The sequence below is a fragment of the Legionella brunensis genome, assembly GCF_001467025.1.
Taxonomy (GTDB): domain Bacteria; phylum Pseudomonadota; class Gammaproteobacteria; order Legionellales; family Legionellaceae; genus Tatlockia; species Tatlockia brunensis.
Map to the genome: position 1 here is coordinate 343612 of NZ_LNXV01000029.1, position 16637 is coordinate 360248.

A 16637-nucleotide genomic window follows, 5' to 3' on the forward strand; every position below is an offset into this window, starting at 1 on the left:
ATGACTAATTCCCTAGAATTTAGATGACATATATTAAGATAAAAGCAAAAGAAAAGTTAAGCTATGATGAGGGCTCGTTACACTTTAAAAGCAAATCAAATTTAGTTCACTGAATATGGCTGTTAAGATTCAAGGAGCCGTTTTAACGACTTTACATAATCCAAAAAATTAGCAACCCCATCTGTACTAGTTTGATATAAATGCTCTAGATTTATTGCAGCGAAATACTCTTCTGTTTGCTGCTTAATGACTTCCCTTCTCGCTGGATTCTTTTCTTTATAAAACGCAATCAATCCAGCTTCTATCGAATGAATATCAATTTCAAATTCCTTAGCTAAGCGATGAATCTCTTCTATATTGATAGTCTGATAAATATGGCTCAATGTTGCCTGGATAAGAGTCAATTGGATAAAGTCTTTTTTTGCCTCGTTCAGTATTAATTGTTTTTTAGGATTTAGTTGCTGCTCGTCAAATGACTCCATTAAACCACGAGTAAGCCAAAGTAGATGAATCAAATCATATAAATTTCCTGTGCCAGATAAGATAACTTCTACATTGTGCACAAGATAATTGAATAGCTTGTTAATATTTTTTCTGAGAAGAACGAGCGGATGTGAGCGCCATAACATATTTCCTACTATGAAGCTTGCGACAATGCCAATAATAATTCCACCAAATCTTTCTAGTGGTGGGCCTAATTCAGTGGGTGGTCCACCAGCCTGCGCTAAACAAATCACCAAGGCAATATTCGCTTGCAAACCTATATAGGCATATTTTGTATACTTAAACGACGCATAACTAAAGGCCCATATGGCAAAAAATAATAGCAGAATAAATGCGTATAAATTGAGGATAAAAAAAGCTAAAGGGAATAATGCTAGCCCTCCTCCCAGCAGACAACCTATTATCCGATGTATGCTAACGTTTTTCATTTCAAACAGGTCTTTCCTAATTGAAATGACTACACTACTTATAATGCCATTCAGACCTCCAGGCCAGTTGCTGACTAGCCAAAATGAGAGTGCGAGAATCGCTGCCAATCCTGCTTTAATGCTGTGTTTAATAACCTCTGGATCACTGCTCAATTGTTCCTGTTTACTAATTAATTTATTTTCAGACTTGGGCAATTCTTGCTGGGTGATGAACAAACCATTGAGATTAACGATAATAGTATTGATTTGTTGTAATAACGATTGAATATCCCAATAGACTTTTCTTTTTTCAAACGACATATCAACTTGTCTATTTAGACTTGCATTCAAATGCTCTATTGCTGGTGACGTTTGTAATGCTTCCTGTGTTTGATTACCTGTAAAAAAGACACCTCTTAAAATAGATAAATCATGTTGAATAGCACTAAAAACAATATTGATTTCTTCCTCAAGGATAGATATTTGCTCTTGTTTCAATTCATAGGAAGTCGAAAAATAAGTAATTGCTCGTGACAAATCAAAAAATAAATCCAACAACACCCTAAACTGGTCAATTTTTTCTCTTGTTATACCTAACTCACGTCGCATAAAACCAATCATTTCTGTGGATTTTTTTAACTTCCTTTTGAGTTGCAAATTCATATCAGCAATTTCTGAGGATGAGGGAGCACCGGTCAACAGGTATTGCTTTAATTGGTCAAGAAGGCTACTTAGCGAATCAAAAATAACAGATACATTTTGAGTAACATTGTCATGGATATTATTGGGGAAAAGGCAAAATGCGGCTGCCGCTGAAACAATGACACCAAGACCTATCTCAATAGGCCGCCATATTGCCACATAAAATACGTCATCAGGGCTAATGGCCAATTGGGCGATCACAATAAAAGCTCCCAATGCCCCAAGCAAAAAAGCATAGGCGTAAGTACTAAAATTGTAATAATAAACAGCGACTGTAATTAGCAATAAGTTAATCAGTAAATAAAGGAAAAGGCTATTTGCAATCATCTTAGCCAAGATAGCCCCCACCCACACACCAATTACTGTACCAACAATTCGTAGAATCGCTTTATCAATAATGCTACCGACATAAAGATTAGCAACGATGACTACTGTCATACCTGCCCAATAAGGCCTATCCAGATGAAGAGCAAAAGCAAGAAGAATAGCACATACCGCAGCAGCAGCAGTTCTTAGAGCTGCTCTGTTTTCGATTGTATTTTCAGTAATTGCTGTAAAAATTCTCAGTCTCTCGTTGGGTATGTGATTGTCGTGGCACTAGCACCAATTCTTAAAGGATAATCTGGGCTAACATCATCAAAATAAATCCGCACTGGAAAACGTTGGGCTATCTTAATCCAATCCTCTGTTGCTTCAAGGTAGGCTAATGTTGAAGGCGCAACGGCTCCAGATTGCACACGATTAATCCCCCAACCAATACTCCCCACATGCCCATAAAAAACCTTACCTGGATACATATCAAGCTTAATTTTGACTTTATCACCAGGCTTAATTAAGCGAATAGCAGTTTCCCGATAACGCGTGACAACCCACCACTGATTTGTTTCCACGAGAGCAAATAAACCCTCTCCAATTTTTATATATTGTCCGCGCCGTAAATTGAAGTTAGTAATAAAACCATCTGCTGGAGAAACTACAGTTGTATGTTCATACAAATAGCGAGCCTTATCGTATTTAGCCTGTGCCGCTAAAACAGCATTATCATCAAAATTGATTTCTGCAATTTTCTGCTCATGAGTGGCGGCCAATACCATAGCCTCTTGTTCTTTGATTTTGGCTTCAATGTTGATCACTTGAATCTCAGGTAAAGCCCCCTCTGATAATAGTTTTGAATAACGTCGAAAGTGATCTTGACTTAGAGCAATGGCTGACTGATTTTGTTCCAGTTTTTCTTTGGCAATCATGATTGCCAGCTTTTTATTCGCATAATCAAGCTTAGCAATCTTAAGCTCTGCCAAGGCCAAATCCATAGCATATTTATAAGGTCTTGGATCTATTTCAATCAGTTTTTGCCCCTTCTTGACATTTTGGTTTTCAACGACATAAAGCTGACTCACAGGGCCTTCCACTAGCGAAGCCATATTGACTATGTTTGCGGAAACATAAGCATCATCAGACCAGGTAAAATAATAAGCAAAATAACGATATCCACCATAGGCTATAAGGATAATCGCCATCGTAATTGCATGTGGCCAATATTGAAACGCTGCTAGACGTTCTCGAATCATTTACAACAGTCCTTCGCGAAAGGCTTTTTACTATCACTATACCCAAGATACTTCAAAATGCTAGATTTTAAATAACTTGATTTTTTACTGAGACGATAACAAGAAAAAATACTGCGATTTTCAAAGGCATACTATACTGGTAAGTAATATCAAGGAGAGAGTTATGGACTATACGCGCAAAGTGAATGAGAAAGGAGATTCTTATCTTGAGGTTCATGTTAAAGATTATTCCCTTATTTCTAATCCCATCCTCAATAAAGGAACTGGTTTTACCAATGAAGAACGCGCTGAGTTTGGTTTGTTTGGCCTTCTTCCTCCTGAGGAAAGCAATATTGTAGAGCAACGTAATCGTTCATACGCTGCTTTTAAAAGTAAGGCCACTGATTTAGAAAAATACATTTATTTACGTGATCTTCAGGATTCTAATGAAACTTTATATTACAGTTTACTATGCGAGCATATCACCGAAATAATGCCGATTGTATATACTCCTGTTGTGGGCGATGCTTGTTTGAATTTTAGTCATATCTATCGCCGTCCTCGTGGGATTTTTATTGCTTATCCCTATCGAGATCTTATGGATAAAATATTAGAAAACCCACGCTTTGATGGTGTTAAAGCCATTGTTGTTTCCGATGGTGAGCGTATTTTAGGCCTTGGGGATCAAGGTGCAGGAGGAATGGGAATTCCTATTGGCAAACTTGCTTTATATTGTGCTTGTTCTGGCATTCATCCCTCAGCAACGCTACCTATTTTGCTGGATACCGGTACGAACAATGATGAACTGAGAAAAGATCCTTTATATATCGGTTGGCGTCATGAGCGGATTCGAGGACAAGAATATGATGACTTTATTGAAACCTTTATTAAAGCCTTAAAAAAACGCTTTCCTCACGTACTATTACAATGGGAAGATTTTGCACTTCAAAATGCAACACGCTTGCTAGATCGTTATCGTGATGAGCTTTGTACATTTAATGATGATGTTCAGGGAACAGCAGCAATTGCCACAGGCACTCTCTTTTCCGCTGTCCAAGTAACGGGTATTCATCTTAAAGACCAACGTATCGTTATTGTTGGAGCTGGCTCTGCAGGTTGCGGTATTGCTGAACTCATTGTTCATGCAATGATTGAGGACGGACTTTCCGAGAAAGAAGCCCGCGAGCGCATTTATATGATTGATCGCAATGGCCTCTTAGTTGAAGGTATGGAAGATTTATTACCATTCCAACAAAAACTCTTAAAATCAAAACAAACTATTGCTAACTGGCACTGCGAACAGAAAGATATTATTAGCCTGAAAGATGTTATTAAAAACTTGCATCCTAACGCCTTGGTTGGTGTTTCTGGACAAGCCGGTTTATTTAATGAAGAGCTAATCCGTGAAATGGCCGCTCATGTTAAGCAACCCATCATTATGCCACTTTCTAACCCTATCACCCATAGTGAAGCAGTTCCTACTGACTTGATGTTATGGACTGATAATCGGGCAGTTATTGGTACAGGCAGTCCTTTTGGAACTATTGTGAAAGATGGAAAAATGTTTCGTGTGGATCAAACCAATAATGTTTATATTTTCCCTGGTATGGGACTTGGTCTTATTTCAGTTAAAGCAAAACGGGTTACTGATAAAATGTTTATGGCAGCTGCCAAAGCACTTGCTGCTTGTTCCCCAGCCAAAAAAGACCCTAAAGGAAATTTACTGCCTCCCCTAACCGAAGTTCGTGAGGTCTCTTACCAAGTCGCGTTCGCTGTAGCCAAAGAAGCTGTCAAATCTAATTTGGCTGAATATTTAACAGATGAAGATATTGAAAAACAAATTCGCAAACACATATGGGTTCCTAATTATGCACCTTATAAATACAAGGCTAAATAAGTAAGGGACACGGGCATTGTAATTGCTGACTCGGCAAATTGGTGGTCTAATAGGAAATTTTCTGTATATGTTGAAGATTGCTTATAGATACCGTTTGACACGTTCTTTTCGAGGCAAATAGCATGATGAAACCACACAAAAGGAAATTAGGCTATTGGGAAGAGTTATGCCAAACAGGCAATGACCATTATCATGGCAACGGAGTAATTGCTGCGGTTGCCAAATTTTCTTATCCCACGCTCTCTCTCAAGCGGTTTGAAGAAGCTGTGCGCTTACTCCAGGCTCAACAACCCCTATTGCGAGCCCACGTCAAAAAAAGCACTTTAAACTCTCATTTTATTATTGACGACAGTGAAAATGCCTATCTTCCTTTTCAAGTTCTTGTAAGAGATTCTGATTCCATGTGGGAATCGCTTATTGAACTAGAATTGAATCGCCCCCCGCGTAACCAAGATTATCAATGGCGATTAATTTTGTTACATTGCGAGAGCGATATTCAGCATGAATTAATTCTAATATCCGGTCATAATATTGGTGATGGGATCTCCATAGCCTATTTTTTTGATAGTCTTTTTAGAATTTATGAAGACCTGCAAACAAAAAATAGTTTTCCAATCTACCCACCAGTCGAAAAATTACTACGGCATATGGATAATAAGAAAACTCAACCGCCAGAAGATTTCATTATGACTCCCATTCCCTACGAAAACACTACCCCTTTAGGGGGGCGTGTCACAAAAAATATCTACCATAGCTTTTCTTCTGAGCATACAAAATCACTGTTAGACCATTGTAAATATAAAGATTTCTCTGTTAATGCATTCATTAATGCCGTGACCCTGGTAAGCCTTGCCAAAATATTGAAAAAAGAATTATCTTCCACCCTGCACACACCGGTAAATTTAAGAAAATGGTGTCAACCCGAAATACCTAATGATTTTTTTGGTTGCTACGTTTCGGTGGTAACCACTTATCATCATAATATTAATGAACACAGTAATCTCGACGTCCTAGCTTCTAATTATGAGCGCCAATTAAAAAATATTCGTCTGCCTGGTGATGCAATTTTCCCTCATCAATTTAATAAGCAAGAGCTCCTTCAACAAGTTGCACTCTGGGCTGGCAGCAGCGATCACTTTTCCATGGGACCCACTGTAACCAATATTGGTTTGCTACCCTTTAATGGCCAATATGATGCTTTAAAATGGCACACTTGTTACTTTTGTACCTCTCGTCAAAATGCTGATATCCCTATTCTACTTAATGTATTAACCTTTAACCAAAAACTGATGATTTGCTTCACATACACACAACCGATGATGAGTAAAGAGTTTATACAAAATTATGTCGCTCAGTTCATTTCCTATATTGATAATGTAGGCTAATGCCGGTTATTAAAATATTGAAGGTTAGTAATTTAATAAATTTACGATTTTCTGGTTCGCACGCATTATGACCTAAAATGGATTAAACTGTAAAAATATAACTTAGGAATCGACCCGTGAAACTACAACTTAATGAAATTTTTCATCTTTTGGCAGCGATGAAAGATGTGGCGACTGCTAGAGGAAAACAGGCTTTAACCCCTTTGCAGACTACCTCTTTAAAAGCGACCTATCATCATGTTTTTACTCATAGGGATGAACTTAAATTATCAGCCTTACCTGAAATCACTCCTCATAAATTTGCACAAGTTTTTACCAATAGCGCTAAAGCTGAATATGCACTGCGGTTTTTAGTAGTGACTGCATTGATGGATGGGCAAATTAATCCGCAACAAATTCAGGCCGTGTTTGATTATGCTCAGACAGCTCATCTCAATCCACATTATTTACAGCAACTTGAAAAAACGTTAGTAGGAGACGTACCTTGGCTTATCAAAGATATCATGCTTAAGAATCTTGAAAGTTTCGATATTTTTCCAAATCTTCAAAATGATAAAGACATTGATAATTGGCTCTTTCCCTATCGAGGAAATAACAAAGACCCCCAGCTAGCTCAGCGCTATGAAAATCTTAGCCAATTACCTAAAGAAAGCTTTGGCTATCATATTTGGTTACAGTTTAAAAATAATAACTATAAGTTTCCTGGAGAGGAAGAAGGCGTAAATTACACCTTTGTAATGCCACATGATTCAATTCATGTGCTTAGCGAATATGACACCTCACCTTATGGTGAACTTTTGGTTTCAGTATTTACTTCAACTATGCTAGAAAAAAATCCTATTGATGGGCATGTTATTCCAGTGATGTACTCTTTTTATTTGGGAATTAAGATTAATGATCTGGCTGGATCCTCAAAAGTTGTTATTGATCCCTATGAATTTTGGGAAGCATGGTATCGAGGCTCACAAATGCAAATTAATTTATTTTCTGAAGGCTGGAGTATTTGGGATGTTGCTGAATTACCCCTTTGCGAACTACGAAAGCTCTACTGCGTTTTACCACGGTTAGAAAACCGCAGTGCCAATAAGCCTCTTTAACAATTATTTGACGCAAAAAATGACGTTTTTCTTGCGTCAAACTGTCCTTCATTTAACTTAAGTCTCAAAATGTACTATGGTTTTTATTAGAGCCAATAATTTTAGGCGTTCATTACTATACATTTTATACAAAATAACAGACTTTTTTCGAAAAAAAACGCTGATATGATTTATGGATAAGCTGAGTCGTTTGATTATCGGAAGTAATTTCGAAGAAGTTTCTTAATAAGAGTGGTACGGAGACTTAGTGATGGATAGCATATTTTTAGGAATGAATAATAGTAATCAAATTAAATTATTACTTAACAAATTAGAAAGTGGTAATCTTGGAAAATATCTGAGTCAGTCTGAACTAGATGTTTTAATTAAGCATAGCAAAATTATTGATTTTTTACCGGGTGAAATTATCCTTAAACAAGGGAAAACGTTTGAAGGAATCTACATTATTATTGATGGCCAGGTAACCATTACTGCACGCATAATGGGTCAAGGAATTACTAATATCGAAACCTTAGGTCCCGGTAATTTTTTGGGGGAAATTTGCTTTATAGAAAGGCTTCCTTGTCCTACCTCAATAATCGCGAATGTACAGGTTAAATGCCTACTCATGACTGATACTTATTTTGAACTTTTATCCGCCTATTATCCCGAAATAAAATATAAAATTTTAGAAGCGCTAGCACGACAAGTCTGTGGTCGCTTAAAACGAATGCATGATAAAGTCACTGATTCTATTACTAATTCAGCTATGGTTAGTTTATCCTTCTTTGGTAAAGTAGTTCACACATTTAACCAACCAAAACTTATCACATTTGAAGAAGCTAGTCTAAACAAAGAGCAATTATTAAAATTACCATTATTTCAAATATTTAATAACGATGAATTGGACAATTTGTTCAAAAACATGGAATTACTTGAAGCTTCTAAAAATTGTAAGTTAATTCATCAGGGCGAAAAGAAATCTTCTTGCTATATCGTCATCCACGGTGCCGTTCAATCTAGTATTGTCCATGACAATAAATTGGCAAAATTATCGGTTATTGGCCCAGGAACACTTTTCGCTGGTGTTGCTTGTGTAGATAGCGACTCTTCTTACACCATTACTTTTTCAACTTGTGAACAAGCAATTTTATTGAAAATTTCTGATACCGCCCTGACTAATTTTCAAGAAAATAAGCCTCAACTTTGGTATAAATTATTTAATCTAATTTGTGCTTCATTAGTTGCACTAGAAAAATCCATTGATAAGTTAGATATCCGGCTTCACATTGAAGCTTATAATAGGTAAAAAATTATGTGCAGAATATTATCTTATCTAGGAAAGCCCATTTTAGTCGAAGAGCTACTTTATAAGCCTGATAACTCATTCATCAAGCAAAGTTATCACCCTAAATATATGTCACACTTATTGAACTTAGCGGGATTTGGTATTGCAGCTTGGGACAATACGTCCCATAACCCTAAATTTCCACATCTCTATAAAACACCGCAATTACCTTTTTACGATGAAAATTTAAAAAATCTTGCCTCCAAAATTTCACCTCATTGTATTCTTGCACATTTGCGTGGAGTGTCATATCACGATAAGCAAATTATTTCTAATCAAAATGTGCATCCCTTTGTCTTTCCTCAATCAAACATTGCCTTAGCCCATAATGGCTCACTAAGTAACTTTGCACTAATGCGCTATGATTTGCTGGAATTTGTTCATACAGATTATAGAAAAGATATTACTGGGACCACCGATAGTGAATGGATCTACGCTATTTTTTTATCGCAACTTTCAAATTCTGTAGGGAACTACGAAACAGAAGAAATAGCCAGGGCAATTACTGAAACATTAAAAATTCTTCAACGTACACGTACCAAGAGAAATATAAAAATTAATTCTCCGGTAAATTTATTTATCACCAATGGCGAATTTATTGCAGCCACGCGCTTTGTTTTGGATTATGGATGGCAACCCCCTGATGCTCCTCCATCCGCACACTCTGGTTACCATTCTTTATGGTATACCTATGGTGATAGCTATGGTTTTTATGATAACGAATATAAGATGAAAGGAGGTCATGTAAAATCAAGCATTATCATAGCTTCCGAACCCTTAACTGAGGACACAACCACCTGGCTTGAGGTTCCAGAATATACCTTGATTATTGCACGCCATGAAAACAGCGAAATAAAAATAGTTTCACAAGATATTAATATTTGATGGCACGATAATTAATTTCTATTAATTAAATTATTTTAGGCTCCTTCAAATGCTTTCTGCTTTCTTTGCCTTTCAAATTCTCACTGACCAAATGAGAAATAACACTATCTTTCTATCTTTTATGCTGCATGTTAATTGCCGAAATTTGCTTAATTTAATTCTTGAAAATCAAATATCATAAATACCGAATCAATATAATATTTTTTACTATTGACAACTCTGTATATGCCACTTAGTTATTTGATTTGGGTTTGAAATTATCTTCTTCATTTTCATCTGAATGCGATTCTTCCAAATCAGATACCCTATTTTTTAATTCCTCAGAAACATTATAACTAATTGTTTTTTTGGAAATAAATTCCTCACTTTCTGCTACTAGTTTATCATCATCTTGACGAATTTTTTTCAGATTTTCCTCTAATAGTTGTTCTTGCATTGTATCCAGTTCTTCATTGGTTTTTTCTTCATCTAAATTAGGTTTCTTTAAGTCATTAGGCTTATATTTTGCAAAAAATAAGTTTATAAAATTGCTAGCTAAATTTGTTTGCATAAAAGATGCTTCGTTAAGTCCCTTATATAAAGAAGGGGAAATTGTTTTTTGAGATTCGCTTTTCTTTTCCTCATAAAGAGTCCATTCTGATAAATTAATAGGTTTCTTGGTTTCTTTCAATTCTGGATTTTTGATACTATTCAGTATTTCTTTTTCTAAATCGCATAAGGCTTGTACTTGGGCATAATTTTCAATAGATTTATAAGTATTAGAACCTGGTAAAGCCCTAATTGTTTTAATAGCTTTGTAAACTAGAGAGCTACACTTACATCCAAGTATCGATTGATTATTTTCTTTTTCATTTTCTGCATACTCTTGCAGCGACTCAGGGTTTGTAATATTTTCTTGGATCAGCTGACGCAGTACTAATGAAGCAAGCATCACGCCAGATCTACCTAAACCCTCGCCACAATACAATATAATATTTTGTGGCGATTTTTTAAAAATTTCATAGAGGGCATCAAATTCTTCAAGAGATGGTACAACATGTGCCTTATCTACAATAGGTATACTATAATGTTGGTTTTCCTTATTTTTAAATAGAAGCTGCTCTTTAATTCTTATTTCCTGGTCAGTATAGATTTCTGCTTCTTGAAGGTCACTAAACGATATGACAGTTCCAACATTCTTTTCAGCCCAAAAATCAGTAATTTCTTGTAAAGAATATCCAAAACCATACCGGATTGGATGTGCCATAGCTCCAACTAAAAGAGTTTTGCCATCAATTGTTATGCTTATATCTCTATAATTATGTGGAACAACATGTTTTTCTTTCACGATTTATATCAAAATAACAGGTAACTATAATAATTATAGCAAAATAATTTCTTGATTTTTCATGTGCCATTAATTAGATATTTTCTTATGAAAACAAAAAGAAAAACCAACTAAATACCGTATTGAATTGGGTATAATTAGCCATGGTTATTGGTTTTTTTTTGGAGTATAGCTAGGTTGGTTATTTCTTTTACTTGTTCCTCATTCTTATTAATAATTGGGCTGCCTACAGCATTAATTAAGCTGCTAAATTGATTACTATCTTGCATACTAAACATGCGTCTACGGTAACAAGCTAATAATTCAGCATCTTGACTGATAAGCTCTTGACATTTTTGTAATGCAGATTGGTTGGGGATATCTGGATCCATTCCTCCCATTAAAATCATTTGCTTTTTTATTGATATACTAATGTTTGGTGTAGATAAAGCTACCTGTAAAGGTAGTTTTGGATCACTTTTCTTTAAATAAATATTTTCCGAATCAAGTAATTTTTTTATTATTTTTTCATTAGGTGGTAAGGATTGAAGCGCAAATAATAATATTGATTTATTTTCAAATTTATCTACCGCATTAATGTCAAATTCCGATTGTTCCATTAAATATGAAAGCATATTAAGACTATCAAATATTACAGCAAAATGTCCTGGGGTATAACCTTCTTTTTCAAATAATGACACCTTGCTACCAAGTAGAAAATGAGCCAAATTCTCATCACTATTTTTGCAAGCAAACTCCCATAGTTTATCAATTGATCTATTAACTATTTTATTGATTAAGTTTGGAGATGTATGCTCCAAAAGTAGATCAAGAACTTCCCATGATTTATTAGTAGTGAATAACAATTCTAATAGATTGTTAGAAATAAAACTTTCAATATCTTGCTCTGAAGGCTTGCTCCCTTGCGATGACTTATTTTTTAGTTCCGCAATTTCTTCAAGAGCTTTTTGTAAGGATGGCTCAATATCCTCTGTCCATCCACCACCCCTAATTTCCATAAAAACATTAGATTCTTCATCAAATATTAAATCTGTTGTGTTTTCTAATCGCTTTAATTTACCAAAAGGTGAGAATTGATCGTCTACTAATTCTAAGTTAAATTTACTTTTTTTATTACATTCTTGGATTATTGCAAGCAAAGTAGCATAGTTAGTACGGCTTCCTATATCTTCTATTTTGCCTCCGCCAATAAAAATTTCTATTTTTCCATTGGGATCTAATTTTTTCTGCATTTGTTCCAACAATGAAGTTAATTTAGAAGGATCAGACATAACATGAATCATACCTAATATAACTTCACCATTTTCGTTATAACCTCTGGCACAAACACCCACACATACATCCAAGCCAAAGGTAAACAATCTACCTTGAGTCCTATCTACAACATAAACTTTATCGGGATCAACACAGATTGTCCTGGGGTCTGCATCTATATTTAACTGAAATGCTAATTTGGTAGTTGCAGAATAAGTAATTTTTTTTTATACATAGACTTAACTCTTAAGCTCAACGTATATCTAAATATAGCACTAATTAATTGAGACTACTGAAAGGAAAAATCGTCTAAATAGCGCCAACTGAGAAGACCTTGATGAATATAATTAGCTTTATTTTTTTGACAAGGTGCAAGCGAAGTAAGACGAGCAATACGCAACTGTAAAAATGCTTTAGGTTTCTTGCTCAACAGGTTAATTCGCCAATGCTCCGTACTATAATGTTCTTTACCAATAACCGACTGCAAACAAGGAAATACACCTAGCTCCTCAACGAGATAGAAATAAGTTCTATTTTTATCACTAAGTTTGCATCCGCGATTTGCTAATAATGAAATGATTTGATTATGCTCTTGCTCGACCACAACACATTGTGCATTATGCTTCCAATGTTTTAAGGTGAGTTGTTGCATGTAAAATTCTATTTGGTAAAAGTCCTGATTTTTTTCAACCATCTTATTTAAACCTTTGTAATATAAAAGAATATTTTGCATGGCTGATATTATGAGCAAAGAGAGCAAGGACAGAACCATTATTGCAGTTAGTAAAATTAACCCTTTCTGTTTTCTCATGATGCTCGCACCATTGTTTCAATCCGCGCTGTCTCATGGTCAGTCAACTGCAACAAAATCTGTAGCACGGTTAAACCCTGACTCGATTGCTCTTGTACAGAAAAACCATTCACCGTTGAGGTGAGCTCCTCGGCGTGATTGCGTCGGTAATACAATGCCCTTTCACCCCTTTTGTTTTCCTTGATAAAAAACTCCTCCTGAGTCCACTTCCCTACGTAGGCTGGTTTTAAGTAATCAAAAAATAAAGGTTTCTTCAGCTTAATTATTATACTGTTACCACTTTGTCGAGCAGAAGAAATTTCCTGCACTTCGGCGTGGTAGCAATCAGCGATAAGGATCGCTTCATTCGCCTGATAGCTATTTTCTTTGCTGATAATGAACTCATCAGCGGTAAATTTTATTATCGAATTAAAGTATTCATTCATGCGATTGATACGTAATGCCTGAGGTTTGCCAGCGTTGATTTCAATCGCCCAAAGCCTTCTCTTGTGGTGCCCATCGATACTTTCTAGTCTGTTGAGATTTATACAGGGGGTAAATCCCGCACTACGAACGCTATTGCGAATTAAATCGAGAGCCCACTCTAACTCAAAAGTTTTCTCTAGTAAGGCATGAGTATTGTCATATTGTCTTTTTGCAGATAAATAATGCTCTATCAATGCTGTTAGCAATAATGTACCTAGGAAAAGAGTTACCATCATTTCAACTAAACTAAGACCATTGTTCTTACCCATAATTTCTCATCGTTTCTCTTTGCAATTTGCAGCATGAGGATGAGGAATCAGACATTTCAAAGCCCCAGAAAATTTCCAACGTTATTCCCTTTGATGTTGGCGTTTGTTTGAATGTGAATGGTTCTTGAGTATCTATGAGTGGTTGATGGGCTAACAACCGTTCGGAGTTGTTATCTAGTAAAATCATTGCAAAAGAGCGTTGTACGGCACGATAAAATAATTGGTTAATTTGCCATTGCTGCTGCAAGAGCGCAAAAGAAATTACTGTAACCAGCAATAGAGTTATCAATAATTCAATTAAAGAAAAACCATAAGCGATCTTCATAATCCATTTCCTGAGGTTGTTTTGCCGGATTAGATTAATCCTCCCCAAGAAGAAAGCAATAGAAAACAAAAAATTTAAATTATTGTGACCAGTTACAGTTCAGTCATTCACTTTTTGATAGCACTTAGGTAATATCGAAAATCTTTCGGTTCTAAGGAGAGTCCGTTGTCTTGTGACTATCACCAATTACCTCATGCGGGTATTCAATCATTAAGTCCTTATATTCCAGGTAAAGCAATTGAAGAGTTGGCACGTGAACAAGGCCTGACTGACATTATTAAACTTGCCAGCAACGAAAATCCTCTTGGCTGCAGTTTCAAAGCCAAGGAAGCCTTAGCCAAACTATCGCGAATACAATTGGCAACTTATCCTTCGCCGATGAATCATCCCTTACGACATAAGCTGAGCCAAAAGTTAGGAATTAACGAACATATGTTAACGCTTAGTAATGGTTCAGATTTACTATTTTCATTAATTTTAACCACCTTTGCGCTTCATACTGGTAAGCAAATGTTAACTCATGAGCATTCTTTCATTTCTTATGGGATTCAGGCACAAACTTTAGGCATTCCTATTCAAAAGATACCGCTACAATCGGATTGGCAGGTTGATATTGAAGCCATGATTAGTGCAAGCCAAAATAATACTGCCGTCTTATTTTTGGCCAACCCCAACAATCCTACAGGGATATTTATTAATCCTGACAAAATTAAAAAGCTTCTTGTTAATGTACCCAAATCAACAATTGTTGTTTTAGATGAAGCTTATTATGAATATGCCTATAAAAATGGCGATCACACCAGTATCAATTTACTGCAACAACACCCTAACCTAATTATTACCCGCACTTTCTCTAAAGCTTATGGGCTTGCTGGATTGCGATTAGGTTATGCTATTGCTCACCCAGCAATAACAGAGCTATTATTACGCGTGCAACCCCCTTTTGCGGTGAATCAACCAGCCCTTGAGGCAGCCAATGCCGCTTTGGATGATGATGATTTCGTTCAGCAGACTCTGGAGGTTAATCACCACGGCATGAAGCAACTACAACAGGGTTTTGATATCTTAAAACTAAACTATTTACCGTCGCGATGTAATTTTATTACCTTCGACTGTGGGATGAGTTCTTTACCGGTTTATGAAGGATTATTAAAACAGGGAATAATCGTTCGCCCATTACATCCTTATAAACTAGCCCATCATTTGCGAGTTACTATTGGAAATACTATTCAGAATACCCGATTTCTTGAGAAACTAGCATTTTGCTTATCTAAAAAAATTTAGGAGTTTAGACGATGAAAACCGATTTAAGCCAAAAACATTGTGAATCCTGTGAAGGAATTGGGGCAGCATTAACGGCCGAGCAAGTTCATAATTTGATGCCACAATTAGATAGTCATTGGCAAGTACAAAATGACAGTAAGGAAATCAAACGTTCGTTCAGCTTTGCTAACTTTTATGAAACCATGGCTTTTGTGAATGCAATTGCCTGGATTGCCAATACAGAAAATCATCATCCTGATCTTGAAGTAGGCTACAACTATTGTCATGTGCGCTTTATGACTCATGCCCTAAAAGGCTTATCTCACAATGATTTTATTTGCGCTGCTAAAATAGATGCTTTATTAGTTTAAGCTTTTTGCTATCGAATCCCTATATCTGGACCCGCATGGGTCCCTTTATTCCAAAGATAACGACTCTCAAGTGGTGTACACAGATATAGTGTCATGTCTTTCGAATAACAAATGTTGAAGCTCTCTATGGGAAGAAACCTGATATTGCGGCATGATTCCCTCGGGAACAGATTTTTTATGCACATTAAACCAGCATGTATCCAAGCCTGCATTGATTCCTCCCAGAATATCTGAGTCAGGATTATCACCAACCATTAACACTTGTTCAGGCGCAGGATTACCCATCTCGGAAAGAGCATGCTCAAAAATACCGCGATGAGGTTTCGCAAAACCAACTTGTTCAGAAACTACGAGCAAATCAAAATGCCCACTGAGCCCCGTTCGCTCAAGGCGGACTTGTTGTAACTCCGTAAATCCATTGGTAATAATACCCAGTTTTACGTGCCCTTTCAGAGTATTGAGTAACTCTACTACTCCCTCTAAAGGTGTACATATTTCAGCCATTGCACCAAGAAAGGCACGACTTAAATCCTGAGAAGGAATTTGCAGTTTATTAGCCCAATTGCTAAAACGCTGATGTTGTAATTCCTGAGCAGTAATATTTCCATTTTGGTAATCTACCCACAGAAATTTGTTGACTGCCTCATACTCCTGATAATCCAGCTTGGTAAAGTTGACACCAAAATTGGAAAACAAATGCTGTAATCCCCTAAAAGCATCAAAATGAAATAAAGTTTCATCGGCATCAAATAAAATCCACTCGTAAATTTTCAATTGGCTATCTCTTCTCAATACATTATA

The 16637-nt window shown here is 36.1% G+C and carries 15 protein-coding genes; 7 read left to right on the top strand and 8 right to left on the bottom strand.

The genetic code is table 11. From position 1 onward, the window contains the following. Positions 1 to 122: 122 nt before the first annotated feature. Both Lbru_RS10285 and Lbru_RS10290 read right to left on the bottom strand, forming a co-directional pair. Positions 123 to 2195, bottom strand: coding sequence for an FUSC family protein (locus Lbru_RS10285; RefSeq protein ID WP_083500896.1), 2073 nt, complete (start codon positions 2193 to 2195; stop codon positions 123 to 125). Continuing rightward, positions 2177 to 3181, bottom strand: coding sequence for an HlyD family secretion protein (locus tag Lbru_RS10290; protein WP_058442044.1), 1005 nt, complete (start codon positions 3179 to 3181; stop codon positions 2177 to 2179). Before Lbru_RS10290 ends, Lbru_RS10285 begins: the two co-directional genes overlap by 19 nt. Positions 3182 to 3344: 163 nt before the next feature. On the opposite strand from Lbru_RS10290, the gene Lbru_RS10295 reads away from it, so the two are divergent. The 5 genes from Lbru_RS10295 to Lbru_RS10315 all read left to right on the top strand — a co-directional run bounded on the left by Lbru_RS10295 (position 3345) and on the right by Lbru_RS10315 (position 9751). Further along, positions 3345 to 5057: an NAD-dependent malic enzyme gene (locus Lbru_RS10295; protein WP_058442045.1), complete on the top strand. Its 1713-nt coding sequence runs from the start codon at positions 3345 to 3347 to the stop codon at positions 5055 to 5057. A gap of 122 nt (positions 5058 to 5179) precedes the next feature. Then, a complete protein-coding gene (locus Lbru_RS17560; protein WP_238583866.1) occupies positions 5180 to 6442 on the top strand; it encodes a hypothetical protein in 1263 nt (420 codons plus the stop codon). 116 nt (positions 6443 to 6558) lie between these two features. Then, the gene (locus Lbru_RS10305) at positions 6559 to 7539 is read left to right on the top strand and encodes a hypothetical protein (RefSeq protein ID WP_058442046.1); all 981 of its coding nucleotides are present in this window, start codon (positions 6559 to 6561) and stop codon (positions 7537 to 7539) included. A 250-nt stretch (positions 7540 to 7789) separates the two neighbouring features. Then, positions 7790 to 8827, top strand: a complete 1038-nt coding sequence (locus Lbru_RS10310; RefSeq protein WP_058442047.1) for a Crp/Fnr family transcriptional regulator — start codon at positions 7790 to 7792, stop codon at positions 8825 to 8827. A 6-nt stretch (positions 8828 to 8833) separates the two neighbouring features. Next, positions 8834 to 9751, top strand: a complete 918-nt coding sequence (locus Lbru_RS10315) for a class II glutamine amidotransferase (RefSeq protein ID WP_058442048.1) — start codon at positions 8834 to 8836, stop codon at positions 9749 to 9751. A 232-nt stretch (positions 9752 to 9983) separates the two neighbouring features. On the opposite strand, the gene Lbru_RS10320 is transcribed toward Lbru_RS10315, so the two are convergent. The 5 genes from Lbru_RS10320 to Lbru_RS10340 form a co-directional block, all read right to left on the bottom strand. Continuing rightward, positions 9984 to 11078 carry a phosphatase domain-containing putative toxin gene (locus Lbru_RS10320; RefSeq protein ID WP_058442049.1) on the bottom strand — a complete coding sequence of 365 codons (1095 nt, stop codon included), beginning with the start codon at positions 11076 to 11078 and terminating at the stop codon, positions 9984 to 9986. Positions 11079 to 11215: 137 nt separating this feature from the next. Next, complete coding sequence (locus tag Lbru_RS10325; protein ID WP_058442050.1) at positions 11216 to 12412, bottom strand: ankyrin repeat domain-containing protein; 1197 nt, start codon at positions 12410 to 12412, stop codon at positions 11216 to 11218. A gap of 209 nt (positions 12413 to 12621) precedes the next feature. Continuing rightward, complete coding sequence (locus Lbru_RS10330; RefSeq protein ID WP_058442051.1) at positions 12622 to 13143, bottom strand: hypothetical protein; 522 nt, start codon at positions 13141 to 13143, stop codon at positions 12622 to 12624. Continuing rightward, complete coding sequence (locus tag Lbru_RS10335; protein WP_058442052.1) at positions 13140 to 13877, bottom strand: PilW family protein; 738 nt, start codon at positions 13875 to 13877, stop codon at positions 13140 to 13142. The genes Lbru_RS10330 and Lbru_RS10335 overlap by 4 nt, the downstream gene beginning before the upstream one ends. Next, positions 13870 to 14202: a prepilin-type N-terminal cleavage/methylation domain-containing protein gene (locus Lbru_RS10340; RefSeq protein WP_058442053.1), complete on the bottom strand. Its 333-nt coding sequence runs from the start codon at positions 14200 to 14202 to the stop codon at positions 13870 to 13872. Before Lbru_RS10340 ends, Lbru_RS10335 begins: the two co-directional genes overlap by 8 nt. Before the next feature lie 165 nt (positions 14203 to 14367). Between Lbru_RS10340 and hisC the strand changes: the two genes are divergently transcribed. After that, positions 14368 to 15486 (top strand): histidinol-phosphate transaminase, encoded by a 1119-nt coding sequence (hisC, locus tag Lbru_RS10345; protein ID WP_058442054.1) that lies wholly within the window; start codon positions 14368 to 14370, stop codon positions 15484 to 15486. Between the two features lie 11 nt (positions 15487 to 15497). Further along, a complete protein-coding gene (locus Lbru_RS10350) occupies positions 15498 to 15836 on the top strand; it encodes a 4a-hydroxytetrahydrobiopterin dehydratase (RefSeq protein WP_058442055.1) in 339 nt (112 codons plus the stop codon). 66 nt (positions 15837 to 15902) lie between these two features. On the opposite strand, the gene yjjG is transcribed toward Lbru_RS10350, so the two are convergent. Next, entirely contained in the window at positions 15903 to 16610 is a 708-nt protein-coding gene (gene yjjG / locus Lbru_RS10355) for a pyrimidine 5'-nucleotidase (protein WP_058442056.1), read from the bottom strand. Positions 16611 to 16637 lie beyond the last annotated feature (27 nt).

Bases quoted from the DNA above. Each gene is read 5' to 3' on its own strand.
- Lbru_RS10335 (WP_058442052.1), bottom strand. From the start codon at position 13,877: ATGGGTAAGAACAATGGTCTTAGTTTAGTTGAAATGATGGTAACTCTT.
- Lbru_RS10310 (WP_058442047.1), top strand. From the start codon at position 7,790: ATGGATAGCATATTTTTAGGAATGAATAATAGTAATCAAATTAAATTA.
- Lbru_RS10340 (WP_058442053.1), bottom strand. From the start codon at position 14,202: ATGAAGATCGCTTATGGTTTTTCTTTAATTGAATTATTGATAACTCTA.
- Lbru_RS10330 (WP_058442051.1), bottom strand. From the start codon at position 13,143: ATGAGAAAACAGAAAGGGTTAATTTTACTAACTGCAATAATGGTTCTG.
- Lbru_RS10350 (WP_058442055.1), top strand. From the start codon at position 15,498: ATGAAAACCGATTTAAGCCAAAAACATTGTGAATCCTGTGAAGGAATT.
- Lbru_RS17560 (WP_238583866.1), top strand. From the start codon at position 5,180: ATGATGAAACCACACAAAAGGAAATTAGGCTATTGGGAAGAGTTATGC.
- Lbru_RS10315 (WP_058442048.1), top strand. From the start codon at position 8,834: ATGTGCAGAATATTATCTTATCTAGGAAAGCCCATTTTAGTCGAAGAG.
- Lbru_RS10295 (WP_058442045.1), top strand. From the start codon at position 3,345: ATGGACTATACGCGCAAAGTGAATGAGAAAGGAGATTCTTATCTTGAG.
- Lbru_RS10290 (WP_058442044.1), bottom strand. From the start codon at position 3,181: ATGATTCGAGAACGTCTAGCAGCGTTTCAATATTGGCCACATGCAATT.